Origin of the sequence: Acinetobacter sp. YH12145 (assembly GCF_013418335.1) — a bacterium.
Taxonomy (GTDB): Bacteria; Pseudomonadota; Gammaproteobacteria; order Pseudomonadales; family Moraxellaceae; genus Acinetobacter; species Acinetobacter amyesii.
Genome location: NZ_VPCE01000001.1, coordinates 168,511 through 189,431 on the forward strand (window position 1 = coordinate 168,511; position 20,921 = coordinate 189,431).

At 40.9% G+C, this 20,921-nt stretch carries 19 protein-coding genes; 12 read left to right on the top strand and 7 right to left on the bottom strand.

Annotation, left to right across the window (positions count from 1 at the left end; translation table 11 throughout):
- Positions 1–2: 2 nt before the first annotated feature.
- From FTU80_RS00790 to sdsA, 4 genes are all read right to left on the bottom strand, one after another.
- Positions 3–1,268, bottom strand: coding sequence for an efflux RND transporter periplasmic adaptor subunit (locus FTU80_RS00790; protein WP_180083729.1), 1,266 nt, complete (start codon positions 1,266–1,268; stop codon positions 3–5).
- Positions 1,269–1,310: 42 nt separating this feature from the next.
- Positions 1,311–1,907 (bottom strand): phosphatase PAP2 family protein, encoded by a 597-nt coding sequence (locus FTU80_RS00795; protein ID WP_180023210.1) that lies wholly within the window; start codon positions 1,905–1,907, stop codon positions 1,311–1,313.
- Positions 1,908–2,059: 152 nt separating this feature from the next.
- Entirely contained in the window at positions 2,060–4,111 is a 2,052-nt protein-coding gene (locus FTU80_RS00800) for a site-specific recombinase (RefSeq protein WP_078192207.1), read from the bottom strand.
- Between the two features lie 31 nt (positions 4,112–4,142).
- Complete coding sequence (sdsA, locus tag FTU80_RS00805) at positions 4,143–5,120, bottom strand: All-trans-nonaprenyl-diphosphate synthase (protein ID WP_078191391.1); 978 nt, start codon at positions 5,118–5,120, stop codon at positions 4,143–4,145.
- A 460-nt stretch (positions 5,121–5,580) separates the two neighbouring features.
- Between sdsA and rplU the strand changes: the two genes are divergently transcribed.
- From rplU to FTU80_RS00850, 9 genes are all read left to right on the top strand, one after another.
- Positions 5,581–5,892: a 50S ribosomal protein L21 gene (rplU, locus tag FTU80_RS00810; protein ID WP_078191390.1), complete on the top strand. Its 312-nt coding sequence runs from the start codon at positions 5,581–5,583 to the stop codon at positions 5,890–5,892.
- Between the two features lie 19 nt (positions 5,893–5,911).
- Complete coding sequence (rpmA, locus tag FTU80_RS00815) at positions 5,912–6,166, top strand: 50S ribosomal protein L27 (protein ID WP_067764378.1); 255 nt, start codon at positions 5,912–5,914, stop codon at positions 6,164–6,166.
- Between the two features lie 183 nt (positions 6,167–6,349).
- Positions 6,350–8,149, top strand: coding sequence for a YadA-like family protein (locus FTU80_RS16345; protein ID WP_257221377.1), 1,800 nt, complete (start codon positions 6,350–6,352; stop codon positions 8,147–8,149).
- A gap of 232 nt (positions 8,150–8,381) precedes the next feature.
- Positions 8,382–9,077, top strand: a complete 696-nt coding sequence (lolA, locus tag FTU80_RS00825; RefSeq protein WP_111885313.1) for an outer membrane lipoprotein chaperone LolA — start codon at positions 8,382–8,384, stop codon at positions 9,075–9,077.
- A 161-nt stretch (positions 9,078–9,238) separates the two neighbouring features.
- Complete coding sequence (locus tag FTU80_RS00830) at positions 9,239–10,030, top strand: RsiV family protein (protein WP_180083732.1); 792 nt, start codon at positions 9,239–9,241, stop codon at positions 10,028–10,030.
- Positions 10,031–10,147: 117 nt separating this feature from the next.
- Entirely contained in the window at positions 10,148–11,419 is a 1,272-nt protein-coding gene (serS, locus tag FTU80_RS00835) for a serine--tRNA ligase (protein ID WP_078192204.1), read from the top strand.
- 73 nt (positions 11,420–11,492) lie between these two features.
- Positions 11,493–12,893, top strand: coding sequence for a siroheme synthase CysG (gene cysG / locus FTU80_RS00840; RefSeq protein ID WP_180083735.1), 1,401 nt, complete (start codon positions 11,493–11,495; stop codon positions 12,891–12,893).
- Positions 12,894–13,208: 315 nt separating this feature from the next.
- Positions 13,209–13,688 (top strand): tRNA (cytidine(34)-2'-O)-methyltransferase, encoded by a 480-nt coding sequence (locus FTU80_RS00845; protein ID WP_111885295.1) that lies wholly within the window; start codon positions 13,209–13,211, stop codon positions 13,686–13,688.
- 168 nt (positions 13,689–13,856) lie between these two features.
- On the top strand, positions 13,857–14,357 hold the full coding sequence (locus tag FTU80_RS00850; RefSeq protein WP_218948983.1) for a hypothetical protein: 501 nt from the start codon (positions 13,857–13,859) through the stop codon (positions 14,355–14,357).
- A gap of 112 nt (positions 14,358–14,469) precedes the next feature.
- On the opposite strand, the gene FTU80_RS00855 is transcribed toward FTU80_RS00850, so the two are convergent.
- Entirely contained in the window at positions 14,470–16,035 is a 1,566-nt protein-coding gene (locus FTU80_RS00855) for a PT dipeptide repeat lipoprotein (protein ID WP_180083738.1), read from the bottom strand.
- Positions 16,036–16,105: 70 nt separating this feature from the next.
- On the bottom strand, positions 16,106–16,501 hold the full coding sequence (locus FTU80_RS00860; RefSeq protein WP_180083741.1) for a hypothetical protein: 396 nt from the start codon (positions 16,499–16,501) through the stop codon (positions 16,106–16,108).
- Between the two features lie 152 nt (positions 16,502–16,653).
- On the opposite strand from FTU80_RS00860, the gene FTU80_RS00865 reads away from it, so the two are divergent.
- The 3 genes from FTU80_RS00865 (at position 16,654) to FTU80_RS00875 (ending at position 19,345) form a co-directional block, all read left to right on the top strand.
- Positions 16,654–17,850: a cupin-like domain-containing protein gene (locus FTU80_RS00865; RefSeq protein WP_180083743.1), complete on the top strand. Its 1,197-nt coding sequence runs from the start codon at positions 16,654–16,656 to the stop codon at positions 17,848–17,850.
- Positions 17,851–17,916: 66 nt separating this feature from the next.
- The gene (locus tag FTU80_RS00870) at positions 17,917–18,729 is read left to right on the top strand and encodes a DUF6502 family protein (RefSeq protein WP_180083745.1); all 813 of its coding nucleotides are present in this window, start codon (positions 17,917–17,919) and stop codon (positions 18,727–18,729) included.
- Positions 18,707–19,345 (top strand): hypothetical protein, encoded by a 639-nt coding sequence (locus FTU80_RS00875; RefSeq protein ID WP_180083747.1) that lies wholly within the window; start codon positions 18,707–18,709, stop codon positions 19,343–19,345. Before FTU80_RS00870 ends, FTU80_RS00875 begins: the two co-directional genes overlap by 23 nt.
- A 61-nt stretch (positions 19,346–19,406) precedes the next feature.
- Here FTU80_RS00875 and FTU80_RS00880 read toward each other — a convergent pair whose 3' ends face one another.
- The gene (locus FTU80_RS00880) at positions 19,407–20,804 is read right to left on the bottom strand and encodes an APC family permease (protein ID WP_180083749.1); all 1,398 of its coding nucleotides are present in this window, start codon (positions 20,802–20,804) and stop codon (positions 19,407–19,409) included.
- Positions 20,805–20,921: the final 117 nt, after the last annotated feature.

Below are 20,921 nucleotides of genomic sequence, written 5' to 3' on the forward strand. Positions count from 1 at the left end.
CCCTATGCGTTTGAAGTAGCTTTTTGTTCAGTTTTAGGCGCTGCTTGTTCTGCGGCTTTAGCGTTTGGCTTTGCTGCAGCAGGTTGTTGAGCACCTTGAGGTGCAGCAGCCTGAGGTTGATACGGTTTGGCTACAACTTGTTGCTCTGGCTTAACTTTCGCAATACCGTCAACAATCACTTTATCGCCAGTGTTTAAGCCTTGAGTCACGATCCAATTCGAACCTTGCGTACCAACAGTGGTTACAGGACGAGATTCAACAGCACCTTTTGCATTCACAATCATTGCAATCGCTTGACCTGTAGGGGTACGCGTAATGGCAGCTTGTGGAATCAGGTAAGCATTTGGAATCACACCTTGAACGATGCGAGCATTGGCAAACATACCCGGAAGTAATAAATGATTCGGGTTAGAAAAAACAGCACGAAGTGTAACCGTACCTGTATCTGGGTTTACACTCGCATCAGAAAATGCAAGACGACCTTCAATTGGGTATTCGCTACCATCTTCAAGACGTAATTTCACTTTGGTGTTATTACTGCTGTCCAAGTTGCCTTGGCTTAACTGCTGACGTAAGCGAAGAAGTTCAGCGCTTGATTGGTTAATGTCAACGTACATTGGATCAAGACGTTGAATTGTGACTAATGGATCAGCCTGAGATGCAGTAACTAAAGCACCCGCTGTGACTGTAGAACGGTTGGTTTGACCTGAAATTGGTGCACGTACAGTTGAGTAACCTAAGTTAATTTCTGCATTTTTAAGTTCCGCCTGAGATGCAGCAACATCTGCTTCAGCCAGTTTAACTTGAGCAACAATATCGTCGTATTCTTGTTTTGAAATCGCATTTGATCCCACAAGCTGACGGTAGCGACCTTCTTTAACACGTAACACGCCTAAATTTGCTTGTTGACGTCTTAAAGCAGCACGAGCACTGTCAGCTGAAGCACGGTTTGTACGCGAGTCTATCTCGTACAAGGCTTGTCCTTCGCGAACATAACTGCCTTCTGCAAATAGACGTTTCAGTACTACACCACTGGTTTGTGGACGTACTTCTGAAATTTCATAGGCAGATGTACGGCCGGAAAGTTCAACAGATTGTTCAACGCTTTGCGGTTGGGCAACAATGACACCGACTTCAGTTGGTGGCATTTGCTGTGCAGCAGCAGCTTGCTGTGCATTTTTAGGATCTTTGCTACAACCAACAAGTGCAATACTTGTTGCCAATGCGCAAGCAGTCAGGGCGGGAGCCCAAAGCTTTGCAGACATCATTGTTCCACCTCAATTAGATATTTATCTAAATTATTCATTTGTTTACGCTTTACTGATTTTGATGTAACTCAAATAAAGTAGCGCGATCCAAATAAAACTTATGCTCCAACCGGATAAGACATCTGTCGGAAAATGAACCCCAACATATACTCGCGAAACACCCATACACAGCATCCATAACAATGCCAAAATGGTGATCAAGCGATGTTGAGCATGTTGTCGGTAAATCAAGATCATAAGACACGCAAGCGATGCAGCATAACAACTGTGTGCACTTGGGAATGAACTCCCGTAAGACGCTACAAGATGGTACATTTCTGGGGGACGCGGTCTGGTGAACGTAAATTTAAGCAACCATGCAAGGCCGATACTTCCAAAGATCCCTATACTGATAAAAACAATCTCTGTGTATTTTTTATACCACGCAAAGTGTAAACACCATAGTGTGGTGAAAAATAATACAAAAGGCATGCCGCCTAGCGCCGAAAGTCCGATGGCAATTTGATTAAAAACAGCAATACGGTGCTGACTCATCCATTCCACGATACTTAAATCTAATAGATTTAAATAGCTAGAATAAAGCGACAACACACTGATAATTAATGCAAAAAAACCAACAAACAGTAGCGTTCGTGGCATATTTTATTCCTTGTCATTTTAACCGGTTTGAGCTCGGTTAATTAATGGATTAAAGTGTACTCATCAGTACACTTTATTTCAAGTATGTGTAAATCATACTGATTTTATTTTTTGTGTTCATTTACATCTTACTAAAATAAAACACAAATCTGCTAATGATTGTTCTTGCTGGCTTGTGTGCCATCTTCAACTTCAAGTGGGGTTTTCGGTGGCCAGAAAAAGTCACTTGGTCGCGTTAGAAAATGAGTCATCACCAATTTAGCCAGTGGTTTCCATTGTTCAAATCTTACGCGACGTGCCCGTAGTGCCACAATAATGGTTAACGTGAAACTGACGAATAAGTTAGTCAGACCAATCAGAATAACTCCTAAGAATGACACAATGATTAAGCCAATGTCTGGTGAACCATTAATATTGATGAGGCCTTGAATGAAGTTGGCCGAGGCGAAGGCAATATGGCGAATATCTAAAGGTAAACCAAAAATAAATCCAATCGTTCCCATACTGCCCAGCATGATCCCAAATAAGAAGTTACCTGCTAAAGCACCTAAGTTTCGCTCAATGTAAGCGGCAAGCTTATCCAGTCTCTCTTGACCCATGATGCGTTTTAACTTTGGATGTGCTTGAATCCGAGGTCCAACTTTGCGATAGATTGCCATGTTGTCAAAGTACCCAGCAAGCAAACCTGATAAAAACAAACATACCCCAGCTATCGCAGCATGTGGCACAGCCAGTGAGGTAAATGGATTGAGGTCGTGTAAGGTTTTAGCTGCTTTTGCATGATTCATTAATGGCTCATGTAAAGCCATATCCCAACTTAAGGCGATCAATGCCGCGACCGGAATCGCAATACTGATGTTGCCTAAGATTGCAATAAACTGGGTTCGAATGATGTTAATAATTAGCGCGGCAAGTTCGGCAATCTGCGCCATTTTCGAGCCTTTACGATGCTGAACCGTCGAGGCAAGGGCGGCAGCTGTCATCGCAGGCTGTTTAGTGGCAACAGTAAAATGTAAGACATGAATCAGCATAAAGCCGAAAGAGTAGTTCAGACTATATGAAATGGCTTGCATGAGCGGTGCCATGCTGACACGGGCCATCAGCACTTTTAAAGTTGCCATACACGCAATGATCACACCGGCACCTGCCGCAGATCGGTACATGCTCATAAAGCCTTGTTTGTCCGTACTTACATAGTGTTCGCCAGTTTTACTTGCGTTTTCGGTGACTTGTAGGGCAACCAATTCACTATTGGTGGCGAGCAAATCGCGCACACTGCGTTCGCTATAAATCGCTGACGTCACATCACTGAGTAAACTACCCATAGACACATAGCGGACATCATCTTCTTCAACAATCAGGTTGAGTAAGATTTCTAAGCGATCTAAACACTGTTCTAAAAGCGACAATAAGTAAGTCAGGCTGACACTTACGCCAATTCGTTTGGTCGCACGCCGAATCTTCAGTACCACATCACGACATTGTTCCAGCATTACCAACGCTTGAGAAGCATCTGGCGGTAGCACAGCACTCATTTCTTCAGCACTTTGATGGAGCTTTTTATACTGCTGAATAAAATCGTTTATTTCGCGGTTTTGCACCAAAAAAGGTGATTCATATTCGGTCAGTTCAGGCTGTGCATTAATAAATTCAGGATATAAGCCAATACCACTTACCCGATAGGACAAAACGGTAATGGCTTTAATTAACTCACGGCGAATTTTCTTTTTTTCTTCCTGATTGCTATGACCTTGGTTAAACAGTCGAAATAGCTGCATCCATTGCTGATCATCAATACTGTCCAGCCAATATTTGTCGCTATGACGATAAAAAACTCGACGGACTAAATCTTGTAATTGAGTTTCGTCATTGATCAGAGGAAGAAAATGTGCGCCAAGCCGTTGGAACAGTTGTCCCCAGAAACCATCGAGAGACAAAATACCCGTGTCCGCATATAAACTGGTTTGTTTATATCGGCTAATGAGTTTTAGGACAAAACTTTGCAAGGTAGAGGCTGCATCTGGCGTGATGAGTAAAGCTTGGATGAAAGCCTGAAATTTTTTCTTAATTTCGTCAGTATTTTTTGTATCTTCTGGTCGAATTCGGTTGACCAATTCGATCAGCAAGTTTTCATCCAGCACAGCCCGAGGGGTATCGAGCTGTTGCTGCATGGTCAAAAAGATATCATTCAGTTTTATATGCATAGGCAATGGGAATTACGAGGAATATTGTTAATTATTGAATTCGGTGTAATGCCAAGTTTGCGAGGTTGATTAAAGCTTGACGATATTCAGTATCTGGTAGCGCTGCTAAAGCGGCTAGTGCTGCCTCAGTTTCTTCAGTCGCTCGTTGGCTACAATAATCAAGTGCCCCAGAGCTTTGTACAATCTGAATAACACGCTCTAAATCTGCCGTACCACCTGTGGCAATACTGCGGCGAATAATGTCATGTTCTTCGCCAGTGGTATTCTTTAAGGCAGAGATTAAAGGTAAAGTTGGTTTACCTTCCATCAAATCATCGCCAATATTTTTACCTAATGTTTCAGCATCTGAGGTGTAATCTAAAATATCGTCAATAATTTGAAAGGCATTTCCAAAGTGTCCGGCAAATTTTCTAAGCGGTTCACGGTACTCTGGTGTACCAGTCAGAATCGCTGCACCTTCGGTAGCGAGCTCAAATAAACGTGATGTTTTGCCGTGAATAATATCTAAGTAGGTCTGTTCCGTGGTTTCTGGTTGATGCTGTGATTGAAGTTGTAAAACTTCACCTTCAGCAATTTCACAGGTACCCGTTGAAAAGTCTTTGAGTAATACTTTGCTGTCTAGATCCACCAATAAATCAAAAGCGCGAGAAATCAAAAAATCACCCACAAGTACGGCAGTTTGATTATTCCATGTCGCATTTGCTGTTGGGCGGCCACGGCGTAAACCCGATTCATCGACTACGTCGTCATGAACCAAGGTTGCGGTATGTAGCATTTCAATAATTGCTGCAAGTTTACGGTGTTTTTCTAAATCTTCTGCGCCACATGCCTTTGCTGCAAGTAAGCACATAATGGGACGCATGCGTTTACCACCTGCTTCAACCACATGTTTACTGACTGCCATGACCAAGGCAACTTTAGACGTGATCCCTTCATTAATAAATTTGTCCATCGCAGCAAAGTCAGTAGCAACAGGCGCGAGAATATCTTGCTTAAAGTCGATGGTCATATGAAGAGAAACCTCAATAATTTTTGAATTACAGACGTAGTGTAGCAATTTGTTATATGAATAACAGATAAGAACTTACTCAATTGACTTAATCTTAAGTGATTTTTTTCATCAAGCGGAAGTATTGTACTTATTTTTTAACAGACTTTTATCTTTAGCATGTTGTTTGAACAGCATGTTGTTGATGTCAGTCCAGTGTATATTAGCGAATTGTTGCTAAAAATCTATGTCGAACCTTGCCAAAAAACATGGTAAGTGAAATAGATCACTCATTTTAATACTTTTAATGACACTGTTTATATAATAAACGCATACTCATCTAATATTTTACGGAAATGGCTTGTTGTTTTTCGGGTTATCCCTTAAAATCTTTGCCTTTGCGAAACCCCAGTGACGATCGTTTTAAGATCGGTATATCCCTTTACCGGCACGACAACACGGGCATGTTTGGAGTACTTAAATGTACGCAGTAATCCAAAGCGGTGGTAAACAACACCGTGTAGTTGAGGGTGAAACCCTTAAAGTAGAATTATTGAAAGCTGAAACTGGCTCAACTGTTACTTTTGATGACGTGTTGATGCTTGTTAACGGTGACAGCATTCAAATTGGTGCACCAGTAGTAGCTGGCGCTAAAGTAACTGCTGAAGTAGTTAGCCATGGTCGTCACGACAAAATCCGCATCATCAAAATGCGTCGTCGTAAACACTATCGTAAACAACAAGGTCACCGTCAATGGTTCACTGAGTTGAAAATTACAGCTATTTCAGGCTAATTACGAGGAGTAAGTAGACATGGCAACTAAAAAAGCCGGTGGTTCGACTAAAAACGGTCGTGACTCGAACCCAAAAATGTTGGGTGTTAAAATCTACGGCGGTCAATCTGTGACTGCTGGTAACATCATCGTTCGTCAACGTGGTACTGAATTCCACGCTGGTGTAAATGTAGGTATGGGCCGTGACCATACTTTATTTGCAACTGCTGACGGCGTTGTGAAATTCGAAGTGAAAGGCCAATTCGGTCGTCGCTACGTATCTGTTGAAGCGTAAGCTTTAATAGAAAAAAGACCCGCATTTTTTTGCGGGTTTTTTTTCGTCTGAAGAAAATGTGAGGTATTATTTTAGATTGTTACAAACGATGTGTATATCAACAAATCACCATAAATAGTGATTTAAATCACAAAAATTAAAGAGCGTAATAGAGGAGTACAAATACAAAAAAAGGATAAGGACATGAATAAAATATTGAATACAGTTTTTATCAATGCTGACTATCAGAAAAGGAATTGTCCTGATAAAAGCCAACAAATTGCATTTGAAAAGACACTAGGACTTGGTGAAACAACTTCAATCGCTATTAAAGCTGTACCAAAATTACTTGCTGTGAGTATTTTACTTTCTATAGGTTCAATTGCATGGGCTGGTGGTTCAGGAGGACATACCTCAGGTGGTTCAACCTGTTCGAGTGGTTGTAATGATTCACATCAACATTCGGGCGGAAAAGGACACACAAGTCATGGGAACGGCAATGGTTATGGACATGAGGGAGGAGGAAAACCTCATGGTGGGCATCAAGGTTTACCTGGCGCTGATGGCAAAGATGGCGTGGATGGTGTGGACGGCAAAGATGGCGTCGATGGCAAAGATGGTATAGACGGCAAGGATGGTGTCGACGGACTTAATGGCCGTGATGGAGTCGATGGTAAAGATGGTGTCGATGGTCTCAATGGCCGTGATGGAGTCGATGGTAAAGATGGTATAGACGGCAAGGATGGTGTCGATGGTCTCAATGGTCGTGACGGAACCGATGGTAAAGATGGTGTCGATGGACTCAATGGCCGAGATGGAATCGATGGTAAAGATGGTGTCGACGGACTCAATGGCCGAGACGGAATCGATGGTAAAGATGGTGTCAACGGACTCAATGGCCGTGATGGAGTCGATGGTAAAGATGGTATTGACGGTAAAGATGGTGTCGACGGATTAAATGGTCGTGATGGTATTGACGGTAAAGATGGTGTCGATGGACTCAATGGCCGAGACGGCATCGATGGTAAGGATGGGTTGAACGGTCTGAATGGTAGCAATGGTTTAGATGGTGCAAGTGCTTATCAAGTTGCGGTGAACAATGGTTATGAAGGCAATGAAGACCAATGGCTAGAAAGTCTACGTGGTGCAGTTGGCGCACAAGGGCTAACCGGTGAAAATGGTTTCAGTGCGTATGAACTTGCGATAAAAAATGGATTTGTCGGTACTGAAGTTGAATGGTTGTTGAGCTTAAAAGGAACAGATCCGTACATTAAAATACAATCAAACGTTGCCAATACAGCACCTAAACCAACTGCGAATGGACAAGATGCGATTGCAGTCGGTGCAGGTAATAAAGCTGATGGTAATCAGTCTATTGCCCTCGGTATAAACAATACAGTCAGTGGTGATGGATCTGGTGCTGTAGGTTCAAATAACACAGTCACAGGTAATAATACCTATGTGGTTGGTAACAATATCAACACCTCTGCAAATAATGCTGTTGTACTTGGCAATGGTTCAAGCTCTGACCGCAATAACACGGTTTCCGTTGGCTCGGCTGGTGCAGAGCGGCAAATTATCCATGTGGCAGCTGGTACGGCAGACACCGATGCGGTAAACGTGAAACAAATGCGTCAAGCAGATCTAGAAGTGTTAAATAGTTCAAAAGCATATACAGATCAGCATGGGGCAAATGTACTCAACCAATCCAATAGTTATACCAATCAACGTGTGAATGAATTGAACCATAATTTCAATAAATTTAAAGATAATGTTTACGGTGCTGTTGCTTCAAGTATTGCAATCGCCTCCTTACCTCAACCAACAGATGCTGGATACAACATGTTCAGTGTAGGTATGGGGACTTGGGAAGGTTCACAAGGCTATGCAGTAGGTTTTAGTGGAGTAACTGAGAGCAATAAATATGTGTATAAATTGGCTGCAACAGGGAACTCTGAAGGTGACTTTGGCGCTGGTGCATCGATCGGTTGGCAATGGAAGTAACTCAATATTGGATTATTAAAATTGCTAAATCGTTGTTTAACTATTTGAAAGGCATTTGAATCAAATCAAGTGCCTTTTTATTTTATATTTCTCCATCATGATGAATAAAAAACAGCAATTTGCATTAATAACCATACAAAACTTCTTATTTTCTCTAAATTTAGTCAATGAAAGTGGTTTAAGATGGAGCCATCTAACAAATTGCGTTGATGCAAATATAAAAGGTGAATCTATGAAAATGCTTCGTAAAACCATCTGTGCTATGGCATTAGGTGCAGCGACACTGGCACCGGTTATGAGTACGACAGTATTCGCGGCACCAGTTGCAGCGTCGGAGCAGCAGGCAACTGCCAATTTGGTGAAACAATTATCGGGTATTAAAAGTTTTACAGCTAACTTTCAGCAAACTACAAAAGTGACTAACCCAAAAGCAACTCAAAAGAAAGGTTTAAGTGCGCAGCATATGAACCAGACTTTTACTGGGGTCATGAAAGTTCAGCGCCCGGGTAAATTCTATTGGGAAACAACCAGCCCATCTAAGCAAACTATTGCGACCACAGGTAAAACAGTTTGGATCTATGACCCAGACCTACAACAAGCAGTACGCCAAAGCTTAGATGACCAAGTTGCGAATACGCCTGCATTATTATTGTCAGGTAATACGGCTCAAATCATGAAGTCTTATCGTATTACACAGCCGAATAAGACCAAAACTTATTACACTTTATATCCAAAAAGTGATGATGGTGTGTTTCAAAGCTTAACCATTAGTTTTGGTGCGAAAAATGCGCCGACTTTAATGATTCTCCAAGACTCATTAGGTCAAACAACCCATGTACGTTTCAATAATGTGAAGGTGAATGCGTCTATTCCAGCGTCAACCTTTAATTTTGTACCTCCAAAAGGTACGGACATTATTGATCAATAATTCTCATAATCGAAAAAAAGCAGACATCGGTCTGCTTTTTTTATGGAGAAATGTAAAGCCAGCAAGCTGAATATAAGAGAAATTTAGTAGTATGCTGATATTCACAGTTTGCTTAAATGAAGTGACTTGTGGTTTTGACTGTTGCTATAGGGAATTTTGGGATGAAAAAAAATCATATGAATAATATAGCTTGGGCTGTTTCAGCTGTGGTTTTAGTCGGGTCATTAACGGCCTGCCATCCTCGAAATGAACCTGTTGAAGGTGCAACGACGGAACAGAAGCCAGCAGTCGTCGCTGATGCGATTCCACTTATTCAATCTAAATCAGTTGCGATGCAATTACCAAAAGCACAGGCTTGCGATGCGGAAGGCTGTACCCAATATACGATTCAAACGGTTGAAACCAATGTTGATTGGATTAATCAATATTTTACTGATCGGATTAAAAAAGCAGACCCGATTGCATTTTCAACTGAGCCGAATCAAAAAATCGATTTATCAGACAAGACGGATGCAGGCCTAAGTCAAAGTACCACTTCTGTTCGATATATTAGTCAGTGGGGACATATCGCAACTTTTGCAATCGAAAGCTATACCTACGCAGCGCATGCGGCTCATGGTATGTCCCATGTTGAATATGTCAATTTTGATTTAAAAGCCAAAAAACGTTTGGCTTTACAAGATGTATTGGTCAAAGGTGCAGATACGAAAGTGATTAGCGCACTTTTTGATGCCAACTATATGTGGTTAGATAGTCATGATATTGAACGTTCAAAACTTCAGTTAAGCGATAATTTTTATTATGGTGCGAACGGGATTGTATTTGCTTATCCACTGTATGAATTGGCGAGTTATGCAGAGGGCATGCCTGAGCTAAAACTTCCATATTTTACGGCTAAAGGGCTATTTAAACCTGAATATTTACCAAGTTTGCCAAATTACGACACCAAATAAGACAATTTGAAGCAAGATTATTGGTTTAATAAGGGGCAGCTGTAAGCTCGGTCACTGTATTTTTGAGTGTTAAGAGCTTACACTATAGCCAGTTTTTTTCTTTACTTAAGATTGGCTATGATCGACCCGAAATTACTCAGAAATAATATTGAGGCTGTAAACTTAGCCTTAGCAAAACGTGGTGTTCAACTTAACGTAGCAGAGTGGGCAGACCTTGAAGCTCGCCGTAAGGAAATTCAGTCTAAAACTGAGTCGTTACAAGCTGAACGTAATGCTGGTGCAAAACAAGTTGGTCAAATTAAAAAAGCTGGCGGTGATGCATCTGAAATCATGGCACGTATGTCTGCTATTGGTGATGAAATTAAAGCCGCAGAAGTTGCACTTTCTGAGCTTCAGGCTGAACTTGAAGCCAAATCTTTATCGATTCCAAATTTACCTCATGAGTCTGTGCCAGAAGGCAAAGACGAAAATGACAATGTTGAAGTTCTAAAGTGGGGTACACCACGTCAGTTTGATTTTGAGATCAAAGACCATACTGACTTGGGTGAAATGATGGGCGGTTTAGAATTTGAAACCGCAACCAAATTGACAGGTACTCGTTTTAGCGTACTCAAAGGCCCATTGGCGCGTTTACAGCGTGCAATTACCCAATTTATGTTAAATACACATACCTTGGAAAATGGCTATACAGAAGCTTATGTACCGTATTTGGTTAATGCAGATTCTTTACGTGGTACAGGCCAATTGCCTAAATTTGAAGAAGATTTATTCAAACTTCAAGGCGAAAAAGAATATTACTTGATTCCTACAGCTGAAGTTCCTGTAACTAACTTCGTGCGTGATGAAATCATTGACCCAGAACGTTTGCCATTAAAATATGCAGCGCATACGCCATGTTTCCGTAGTGAAGCGGGTTCGTATGGCCGTGATACACGTGGTTTGATCCGTCAACACCAATTTGACAAAGTAGAAATGGTTCAGATTGTAAAACCTGAAACTTCGATGGATGCGTTGGAAGAATTAACGGGTCATGCCGAAGGTATTCTTCAAGCATTAGGCTTACCATACCGTAAAGTCGTTCTGTGTGGCGGAGACATGGGCTTTGGTGCAATCAAAACTTATGATTTAGAAGTTTGGGTGCCAAGTCAAAATACCTACCGTGAAATTTCATCTTGCTCATGCATGGGTGACTTCCAAGCACGTCGCATGAAAGCACGTTACCGTACTGACCAAAAGAAAACTGAGTTTGTACACACGCTAAATGGTTCAGGTTTGGCAGTTGGCCGTACTTTACTTGCCGTGATGGAAAACTATCAACGTGCAGACGGTTCAATTGAAATTCCAGCAGTACTTCGTCCATATATGGGCGGTGCTGAATTTATCGATTAATAGTCGATAAAGTGCATACATTTGTGCACAAAAATTGCTTAAGACAATCAGATTTAAACTATTGAGGTCGTGTGTGGATATCTTTCCAATCTCTTTGAAGTTGCAGCAGCAACCTTGTCTGATTGTTGGTGGTGGTCGAATTGCATATAGAAAAGCTGTGCTGCTTGCAAAAGCGGGCGCTCAGCTGACAGTTTGCTCACCCGAAATTGAAAATGATTTATTGAGCTTGGTTAATCAAACTCAAGGTCAATATTTCAACTCGATTTATCACGAATCGGTTTATCAAGAAAATGCCATTGAGCTTCGTCAATTTCGTTTAGTGATTGCAGCAACCAATGACAAAGCAGTCAATCAGGCGGTATTTGAAGCCTGCGAAGCTGAAAATGTCTTGGTCAATAGTGTTGATGATCCGCCGCATTGCCGTTTTATGGTTCCTGCGATAATTGACCGTTCTCCGCTGGTCATCTCTGTTGCATCTAATGGCACATCGCCAGTGCTTTCACGCCAAATCCGCACCCAGTTAGAAAGCTCAATTCCACATGGCATGGGCAAACTGGCTGAGTTCTCAGGCCAATGGCGCGCAGCTGTTAAAGCCAAAATCGTCAATCCAGATGAACGCCGTATTTTTTGGGAAGATTTGTATGCAAGTCCGCTCAAAGAGCAAGTATTCAATGACAATTTGACTGAAGCCAATCGTTTGATTGAACAGGCCTTATTGGAATGGAAACAGCCGAAAGGTGAGGTGTATTTGGTTGGGGCAGGGCCGGGTGATCCTGAACTGTTGACCTTAAAAGCTCTGCGTTTAATGCAGCAAGCGGATGTGGTGATCTATGACCGTTTGGTTTCTCAGCCGATTATGGACCTCTGCCGCCGCGATGCCGAAAAAATCTATGTAGGTAAAGCAAGATCCAATCATGCTGTTCCGCAAGAAGGCATCAATGCCTTACTGGTAAAATACGCAAGTGAAGGCAAACGCGTCTGTCGCTTAAAAGGTGGAGATCCGTTCATCTTTGGCCGCGGCGGTGAAGAAATTCAGGAACTCTTTGCGGCAGGCGTTGCTTTCCAAGTCGTTCCGGGAATTACTGCTGCCTCTGGATGTTCGGCTTATGCAGGGATTCCTTTAACGCATCGAGATTATGCGCAAAGTGTACGCTTCTTGACAGGGCATCTCAAAGAAGGTTCACCTGAGCTACCTTGGAATGAGTTGGTTTATCAAAATCAAACGCTCGTGCTGTATATGGGCTTGGTCGGTCTAGAAAAAATTTGTGAGAAACTCATTGCGCATGGGCAGCGTCCAGACATGCCTGTCGCATTGGTTTCTAAAGGGACGACACCTGAACAAAAAGTCGTGGTCGGTACATTGGCAGATATTGCATCTAAAGTCAGTGAATACCAAATTCAGGCGCCTACATTGACCATTATTGGTGATGTGGTGAGTCTGCGTGAACAACTTCAATGGCATGAGCGAGGGTAAGCAACGCAACGCGTTGCCCGAGCGCAAGGCGAAGGCTATGCCTGAGCAAAGAGGATAAGCAGGCTGCTGAATTGTCCACGTGCAAGGCGAAGGCTATGCCAGAGCAAAGAGGATAAGCAAGTTATTGTATTGTCCAATTGCAAGGCGAAAGCTAAGTACAAAGGATATGAGTAAGTGGATTGTCCTCGTGTAAAGCGAAAGCTAAGCAACGTAGATAAGCAAGCGCTTGTAGTACCATCTAAACTTATGCTTCAGCTTTGTAACTATAGCCCGAGCTTAAAGTCATTATTTAACTAAAGAGTAGAGAAAAAAACTGTGATCCATGTTGTTTTATACGAGCCAGAAATTCCTGCAAATACAGGGAATATCATTCGTTTATGTGCCAATACTGGAGCGCAGTTGCATTTGGTCAAGCCATTAGGTTTTGAGCTGGATGATAAAAAACTCCGCCGCGCCGGTTTGGATTATCATGAATGGGCACACATGAAAGTATGGGAAAACTTTGAAGAATGCCTTGCGGGCTTAAAAGCGCAAGGCATTGAGATGGATGCCATTTATCCATTAACCACCAAAGGTTTTGAAACACCGCATACCTCTAATTTAAATCGTCCTGTGGCACTGTTGATGGGGCCAGAAACACGTGGTTTGCCGGAAGATGTCCGTATGATGTTCCCAAAAGAACATTGGATTCGCCTGCCGATGGCACCAAATTCACGCAGTTTAAACTTGTCTAATGCTACTGCTGTGATTTTATATGAAGCTTGGCGTCAGCAAGACTTTAAAGAATTGGTCTAAGTGTGATCTGTTCAAAAAGCCGCTCTATCGAGCGGTTTTTTATTAGGAGTGAACACAGTGAACCATTTACAGCAATGAAGTTTTGTAAAATAAGGGCTTAAAAACTTCAGCATCAATATAAAAATGTGTATAAGAACACTGTGAAGAAATAAAACGGGTACTTAAAACTTGAAATCTATAAATTTAAAAGCTTTTGGTGTCGTGATTGCGACCGGATTCATTTCATCAATGAGTTGGGCTAATCCAACCGTATCGAACACAACAGAACAGACAACAGTGACCGTCACTGCAACTACAGAAAATGTTCCAGTTGTACCGAAGGTTGAGGTGATCAAGCCTTTTACTAAGGCTGAAATCCAGCAGGGCATGTTGGAAATGCAGCAAAGACAAAATCAGCGTATTGAGGAATGGGGAAAAACACTAAAAGCCGACGATTTTGAACGTTCATGGTATGGTGGTCGCCAATTGAAAAAAGCAAAGCGTCAGGAAGTATGTGGGCTATATCAAGACTTAGTCAATGAAACATACAGCTTGGCTCAAAAAAATAAAGCGCGTCTTAGCCCTGCCGATCAGCAGTTAGTAGCAGATCAAAATCAATTTATTCAAAGTTTAGGTTATGAAAAAAATATTGTAGATACCAAGATGGGTTTTAATTGCCGCCTAAAATAAGTGGTTTGCTGAAACCCTTTTGATTCATCTCAATAATTAATGTCCTTGATGTCGAAACAACAAGGACATGGAAAAGCTCAAGGACTTTTAAAAGCTCAAATTACCTCGTGAATTAATCAATTAAATTAAAGTCACTCAGTTCTGTTTTTAGATGTTTTGGATTGTTTGCAAACAGTAGTTGACCACTGGTGTATAACCAACCGAGTTGACCTTGCTGCTGGAGACGTTTCAGCAAGACGTCGTTAAATGTCGACGTTGCAAAGACAGTTTCACTAAAGACTTTAAACTCACCGACATTAGTGTTTTCACTGTCTTTCATAAACAGCATGCCGTTTTTGGTGGTTGAACTCATATCTAAAGCACGGCTGACTAAGCGGTAACCGTCTTTTGCTTGCTCATCGATCATCTCCTGTAATTTTAAGCTGCGCTCTACACTATTGCTGCCGGTTGGGTAAGTTTTATAGCGATAGCTGTAAGTGCCATGGTGTGCGCTGCTATTTATACAGGTTGCAACTTTAGGACTATTTTGTTTGCCGTTCAGAACTTCAGGTCGTAAACCTGTGAAATAGCTTTTGAACTGAATAATACGGCAGCCTTGAGAACCTAATGTATTGAGCATGGTTTCCAGTTGCACTGGGTCAACGAGTGGGGAAACATAGCCGCTGTCATAGGTGTATGTCGCGGTATCGTTTTCCTTTTTAATGAAATAATCTTTGAAATTCAGGGCATTGGTTGGTCTGACGCTATGCAAGTATTGATAGCCTGATTTACCTTTTTCATTTAACTGATTACGCCATGTAAAATAAATGTCAGCGGTAGAGGGTGCTGCACGGTCTGCAACAATATGATTGAAACGCGTATTTTCATTGGCAAGTTTCATGTAGCTATTAACATTACCATTGTCCAGGGTTTTAGTATCATAGCCAATTAACTTATAACCGCTTTGTCCCATTGTATTGAGCTGAGCCAAGAAGTTTACTGTGTCGGTCGTATTAATAAAGCTCTCAGACTTAAAATCTGCAGTTGTGATTTTGGTTTTCGGTTTTAAATTGGTGAAGAATTCATTGGAATTTTTTGTATAGCAGCGGCTGTCCTTGAGTGGGTCGGTAATTAGACCTCGTTGCATGATGATATAGCTTGGATTTGAAATCGTCGCGTTAATTACACAGAAAGAATTATTATTTAAAAAAGTTAAGACACGGTTGCTCGTCGCGCCACCTCTGACTGGTTGAAACTTAATGGCATGATATTCAAAGTTATTTAGAGTTGCAGCAGGCTGTATTTCACTCAAGACCATGTCATGAAGTAATTGATAGCGTTTGGAAATAAATTCACCGCTGCAAGTTTTACTTGAACTATTGTGTACCGCATATTTTAGTTCTTCGTTCACTGCACTGACTGAATTTTCACTGGTTTTATGAATTGAAATTTGTGGCAAATCACAATTACTGTTACCGAGGGCAGAGTTCCCTTGAATCCATTCTCCTGTGAATTTATCCGCTACAGTTGTTGGTGTAGGTGTAGGTGTAGGTGTAGGTGTAGGTGTAGGTGTAGGTGTAGGTGTAGGTGTAGGTGTAGGTGTAGGTGTCGCGCCATCATCATTGGAGCTTGATCCACCACAGCCCACCAATGTCGTAAATACAGCAGCGATAATGCTGATTTTGTGATTATTATTCATGACTAGTGCTCAATAGAGTAAAGTTGTTATGTACGGCTGATGCGGTTGTATAAACATTTAAAATCAAGATTTATTGAACAAGGTGTGATTCAATCCAGCCATTGCCATGTTCTGTAGTGACTTCTATCAAACCTGTTTTAGTCATGTTTCCCGCAAAAATAATGTCTGCATTTTTTGACAGTTTATTAATGACTTGGCTCGATTTATCGGCAGATTGATAAAGCGGTAGATTATTAATTTTAGGTCTGAGTTGCTGTCCCATGCTGAAACCATTTGCAGCATAATTTGAGTTAGTCGTGGCCCGACTACCTGTCCATTCTTTTGCGGTATTCGATACTTCTTTGGATGTTTCATTAAATTGATTCAGCGTATTTCTTAAATCACGCATGGTATCGGCAAAACCTGCATATACCGGTATTGAAGCTAAAGACAGACTGCTAACAATGACTAAATGACGAATTTTCATGAACTTTCTCCTTTACTTTGTTATGTCATTCCGCATGAGTTTTGTCGGATTCATAACATTCGCGGTGTATAAATAATTATAAAATGCGAAAATTTAGCATTTTTAAAATAGATCATTTATACTTCACTTGTAAAGAGGGTGGAGTGGTGAAGATGAATGTAGAAAGCCAGAGTGAACATCTAAAGCAAAGTAAAAATTGGTATCAGTCCTTACCGACGGAATGGCAAAATTGGTTGAATGAAAATATTGAAAATGGTTGCGATGTACAGAAAATAAGTCTAATTTTACAATCACATGGATTAAGCCCAAGGGCGGATCAATACTTATTTTCTGATGCAGACCAACTTTCAGAACAGCTGCAAAATGAACTTTTGGACTACAGTCTTGAGGGCTTAGAAACAGATGAAATTTTAGAAAAAATTAAGCAAAAAAATATTTCAAATCATTTGATCATTCAGTTTTTAAAGCGTGTAAACAATAACGTAATTTTTAAAAAACTGAAGCAAGTACAGCAACAGCAGAATAAACAGCGTTGGCTATTACAGGTGATGGGTCAATTGAATCAATTGAACGACCACATTCCATCCACAATCGATTGCATAGAAACACCTGATTTTGAAACATTTATAGAGCGGTATTATAGCCAGATGCGACCAGTCATTTTAAAAGGTGGGATACAACATTGGCCTGCACTGCATAAATGGAGTCCTGATTATTTTGCACAGCATTTTGAAAATGAGTTGGTTGAAGTCCAGATGCATCGTGAGCAGCATCAAGATTTTGAAAAAAATTCGGTACAATTGAAACGTATTATTTTGATGCAAGATTTTGTCGCACAAATTAAAGCCACTAAGCACAGCAATGACATTTATTTAACTGCGAATAACGCCGCTCAAAATAAGCAATTTATGCAAAAGATTAGTGAAGATCTAGGTGACTTCGCCAAAGCTTATTGTCAAAAAGAGATCAAAAATCGACATTTTTTATGGTTTGGCCCTGCAGGCACATTTACACCACTGCATTATGACTTAACCAATAATATGTTGGCACAAATCTATGGACGTAAAAAAGTGACTTTGATTCCTGCATGGCAAATGCCGTATATGTATAACGATCATTGGGTATTCAGTCAGGTTTCAGACGTCGCAAAGGCTGATCTAGCAGACTATCCATTGTTAGAAAAAGTGACGCCATTTGAGTGCATTTTGCAACCTGGAGAAACCTTATTTATCCCAATTGGCTGGTGGCATAGCGTTGAAAGTTTGGATATATCGATCAGCGTGTCATTTACGCATTTTAATGTAAATAATCATTTTTTTACTGAATATCCTCAAGATCTCATCAGATAAAAATTGTGTAGTAGAAAGAATAATGCGAAAATTTCACTTATGCAGTCTAATTTTCATGGCAATTCAATGAGCAAACTTCTCACCAATGAGGCAGATCAAAATTTACAGCAAGTATTGGTGCTGATGAATGAGTTGAGCCAATGGTTGATACGATCAGGTGTTGGATATACTGAGTTTACTGCTGCATTGAAGCCTATATTTTTTCAACAAGCTGTACAAGAGTTGGAGCGTATCGATCAAAAACCCACGATTTCTGCGATCAGTTTACTTTCAGGCCTACACCGTAAAGACGTGACAGCTTATAAAGAAGTGATTTCTGAAGGTAAGGATTTGACCGAAGCGACTGTTTCAGAGCCGATTAGTGTGCCATCACGTGTGATTGGTTTATGGTTAGCAGAAGGTTGGGGAGATTCTTTACCATTTACCAGTGAGTCAGAAAATAGCTTTGAAATGCTGGTGAAAAGAATTTCAACAGAACGTCATCCGCGTTCAGTACTCAACGAGCTTATAAGGCTTGAAATTGCGACAGAAAAAGATGGGCAGGTGTATTTACAACAGCGTCGTTTTATTCCAGATCCTTCACAATTAGAAGCACGCAAAATTTTAACTCGAAACGTTCAAGCGCATTTAGAAGCAGGTTTGCATAATTTATTGAATCCTGATGAAATGCCATACTTAGAACAAGCCATTTGTGCTGACGAATTAACAGAAGACTCGATTAATAAATTACATGAAATGAGTTTAGAGCTTTGGCAGAAATACTCACTACAACTTTTAAAACTTGCCGCGGAGCGTTGCGAAATGGATGAGGGAAATCCTGAAGCAAATCGTGTATTTCGCTTTGGAGTTTATCAACATGATACGAAAATTAAACTTTAAGACTTTAACCCTTTGTGGCTTGATCAGCGTTTTAGCGGGTTGTGACATAGAGTTTTTTCGAAGTGGTGGGGTTACAATTGAAGGTACAGGTGATCCAATCATTGATATCGGTCATGCAGGGGATGGCCGCGGAACAATTATCTTGGGGACACGATATTTAGAGTTTTCAGCTTCCGTGCAGGATTCTTGTTATGGCGTGGAACGTAAATTAGCCTTCCTCAATCCATTTGATCGTCAGTCGATTGACACAAAAACGTATGTAGAAATACCTGCTGCCCAAGCGGATCTTAATTCGCAAAATGTTCAATTGATCTTAAAAAATACCAATAGCGTACCAGTCACCATTCATTTGCAATGTGATATGCCATTAACCATGCAATTATTCGAGCAGGTTAGACCATATTTTCCAAAACAAGTATGTGATACACCTATAGATATCAAACTCTATCCACAACAACAGCATATATTTGAAGCAGCTGTAAATTTAGAGACTGTTGAAGATGGTATATGGTCACACGGTGATGGAGCATCGGTTGAATTAAAAGGCAATACACCAGACAAGTGTGAAGAAATTTCAATTCAATTTCAGCAATCTAGAAAATTCATACAACCTTAATTGGTATATTTAAAACAAAAAAGGCGCTTTAAGCGCCTTTTTTGTTTAGAGATAAACTTGATTAGAATTTATCATCAAATTCGTTATGTTGCGGTGCAGGGTGTTTAAAACCTTTAGTTTTATAACCAAGGTATAAAATACCGAACATTGCCCACCACAAACCATATTTCAATGCAGTTTCTTCAATTTCTAACCACATCGCAAAGATACTGATAAAGCCAAGCATTGGAATAACGACAAAGCTAAAAATATCTTTGGCTGTTTTTGTGCGGCCATCACGAAGTGCATAACGTGAAATCACAGATAAGTTCACGAAAGTAAAGGCTGTCAATGCACCAAAACTAATCATCGAAATGACAATATCAAGATTCATAAAGCCCGCAGTTAATGCAACCGCACCTACGATCATGATGTTGTACGATGGTGTGAAGTTTTTCGGACTAATATGACCAAAAATCTTTTTGTTAATGACGCCATCACGACCCATTACATACATCAGACGTGATACGCCAGCATGTGCAGAAATACCTGATGCCATTACTGTCACAATCGCAAAAGTTAACACATAGGATTGGAACAGTGAGCCGCCGACGAGCAAGAGTATCTCTGGCTGTGTTTCAGCAATATTCTTGAAATAGTTACCCGGCTCAGCAGGGAAGAACAGCTGCATGAAGTAGGTACTAATAATGAAGATAATCCCTGCGATTAAAGCAGTTAAGAAAATCGCTTTCGGCAGTGTTTTCTCAGTATCTTTGGTTTCTTCTGCCAATGAACTTAATGAGTCAAAACCAGTGAACGAGAAGCACAGTAATGTTGCACCTGTAATCAGCGCACCCACAGACGTCAGCTCATTCCAAAATGGCTCAAGGCTCCATAAGTGATAGCGTTCTGCCGCAGAAATCGGGCCATCAGCATTGAAGCCCATTTGAAGCTTGCTGTAGACCATCCACGTGAAAATACCAATTACTAATAACTGCACAAGTACAATCAGGCTGTTGAAGTTAGCAACAAAACGCGCGCCGCGTAAGTTAATTCCAGTCATGAATGCCGTTAGCACAATGACCCATACCCAGTGGTTTACTGTTGGAAATAGTGCTTCAAGGTAAATCACTGCAAGAATAATATTCACCATTGGAGATAATAGGTAGTCTAACCAAGAAGACCAACCCACCATGAAACCAACGTTCGGGTGAATAGATTTTTGGGCATAGGTATACGCAGAACCCGAAGAAGGGTAGCGACGGATCATATGACCATAACTAATCGAGGTAAACAGAATTGCAATAAGGGCAATAATGTAAGAAGTCGGCACGTGTCTATGACTTTCTTCAGATACTAAACCAAAAGTATCAAATAGAGTCATTGGTTGGATGTAAGCCAAACCAATAATAATAATGTGCCAGAGTCCAAGCGTTTTTTGCAGTTTAGCTGCCGATTGAGTCCCAGAGATATTTGTCAACGGCGTTATCCTCTTATCGTTGATCAAGGATCAGTCATATTCTAAGGATCGTTTGAGACGAACGATCCCCCCTACGTTTTAAAACAAAAGTGCGCCAATCTACTCCAAATTGGTACA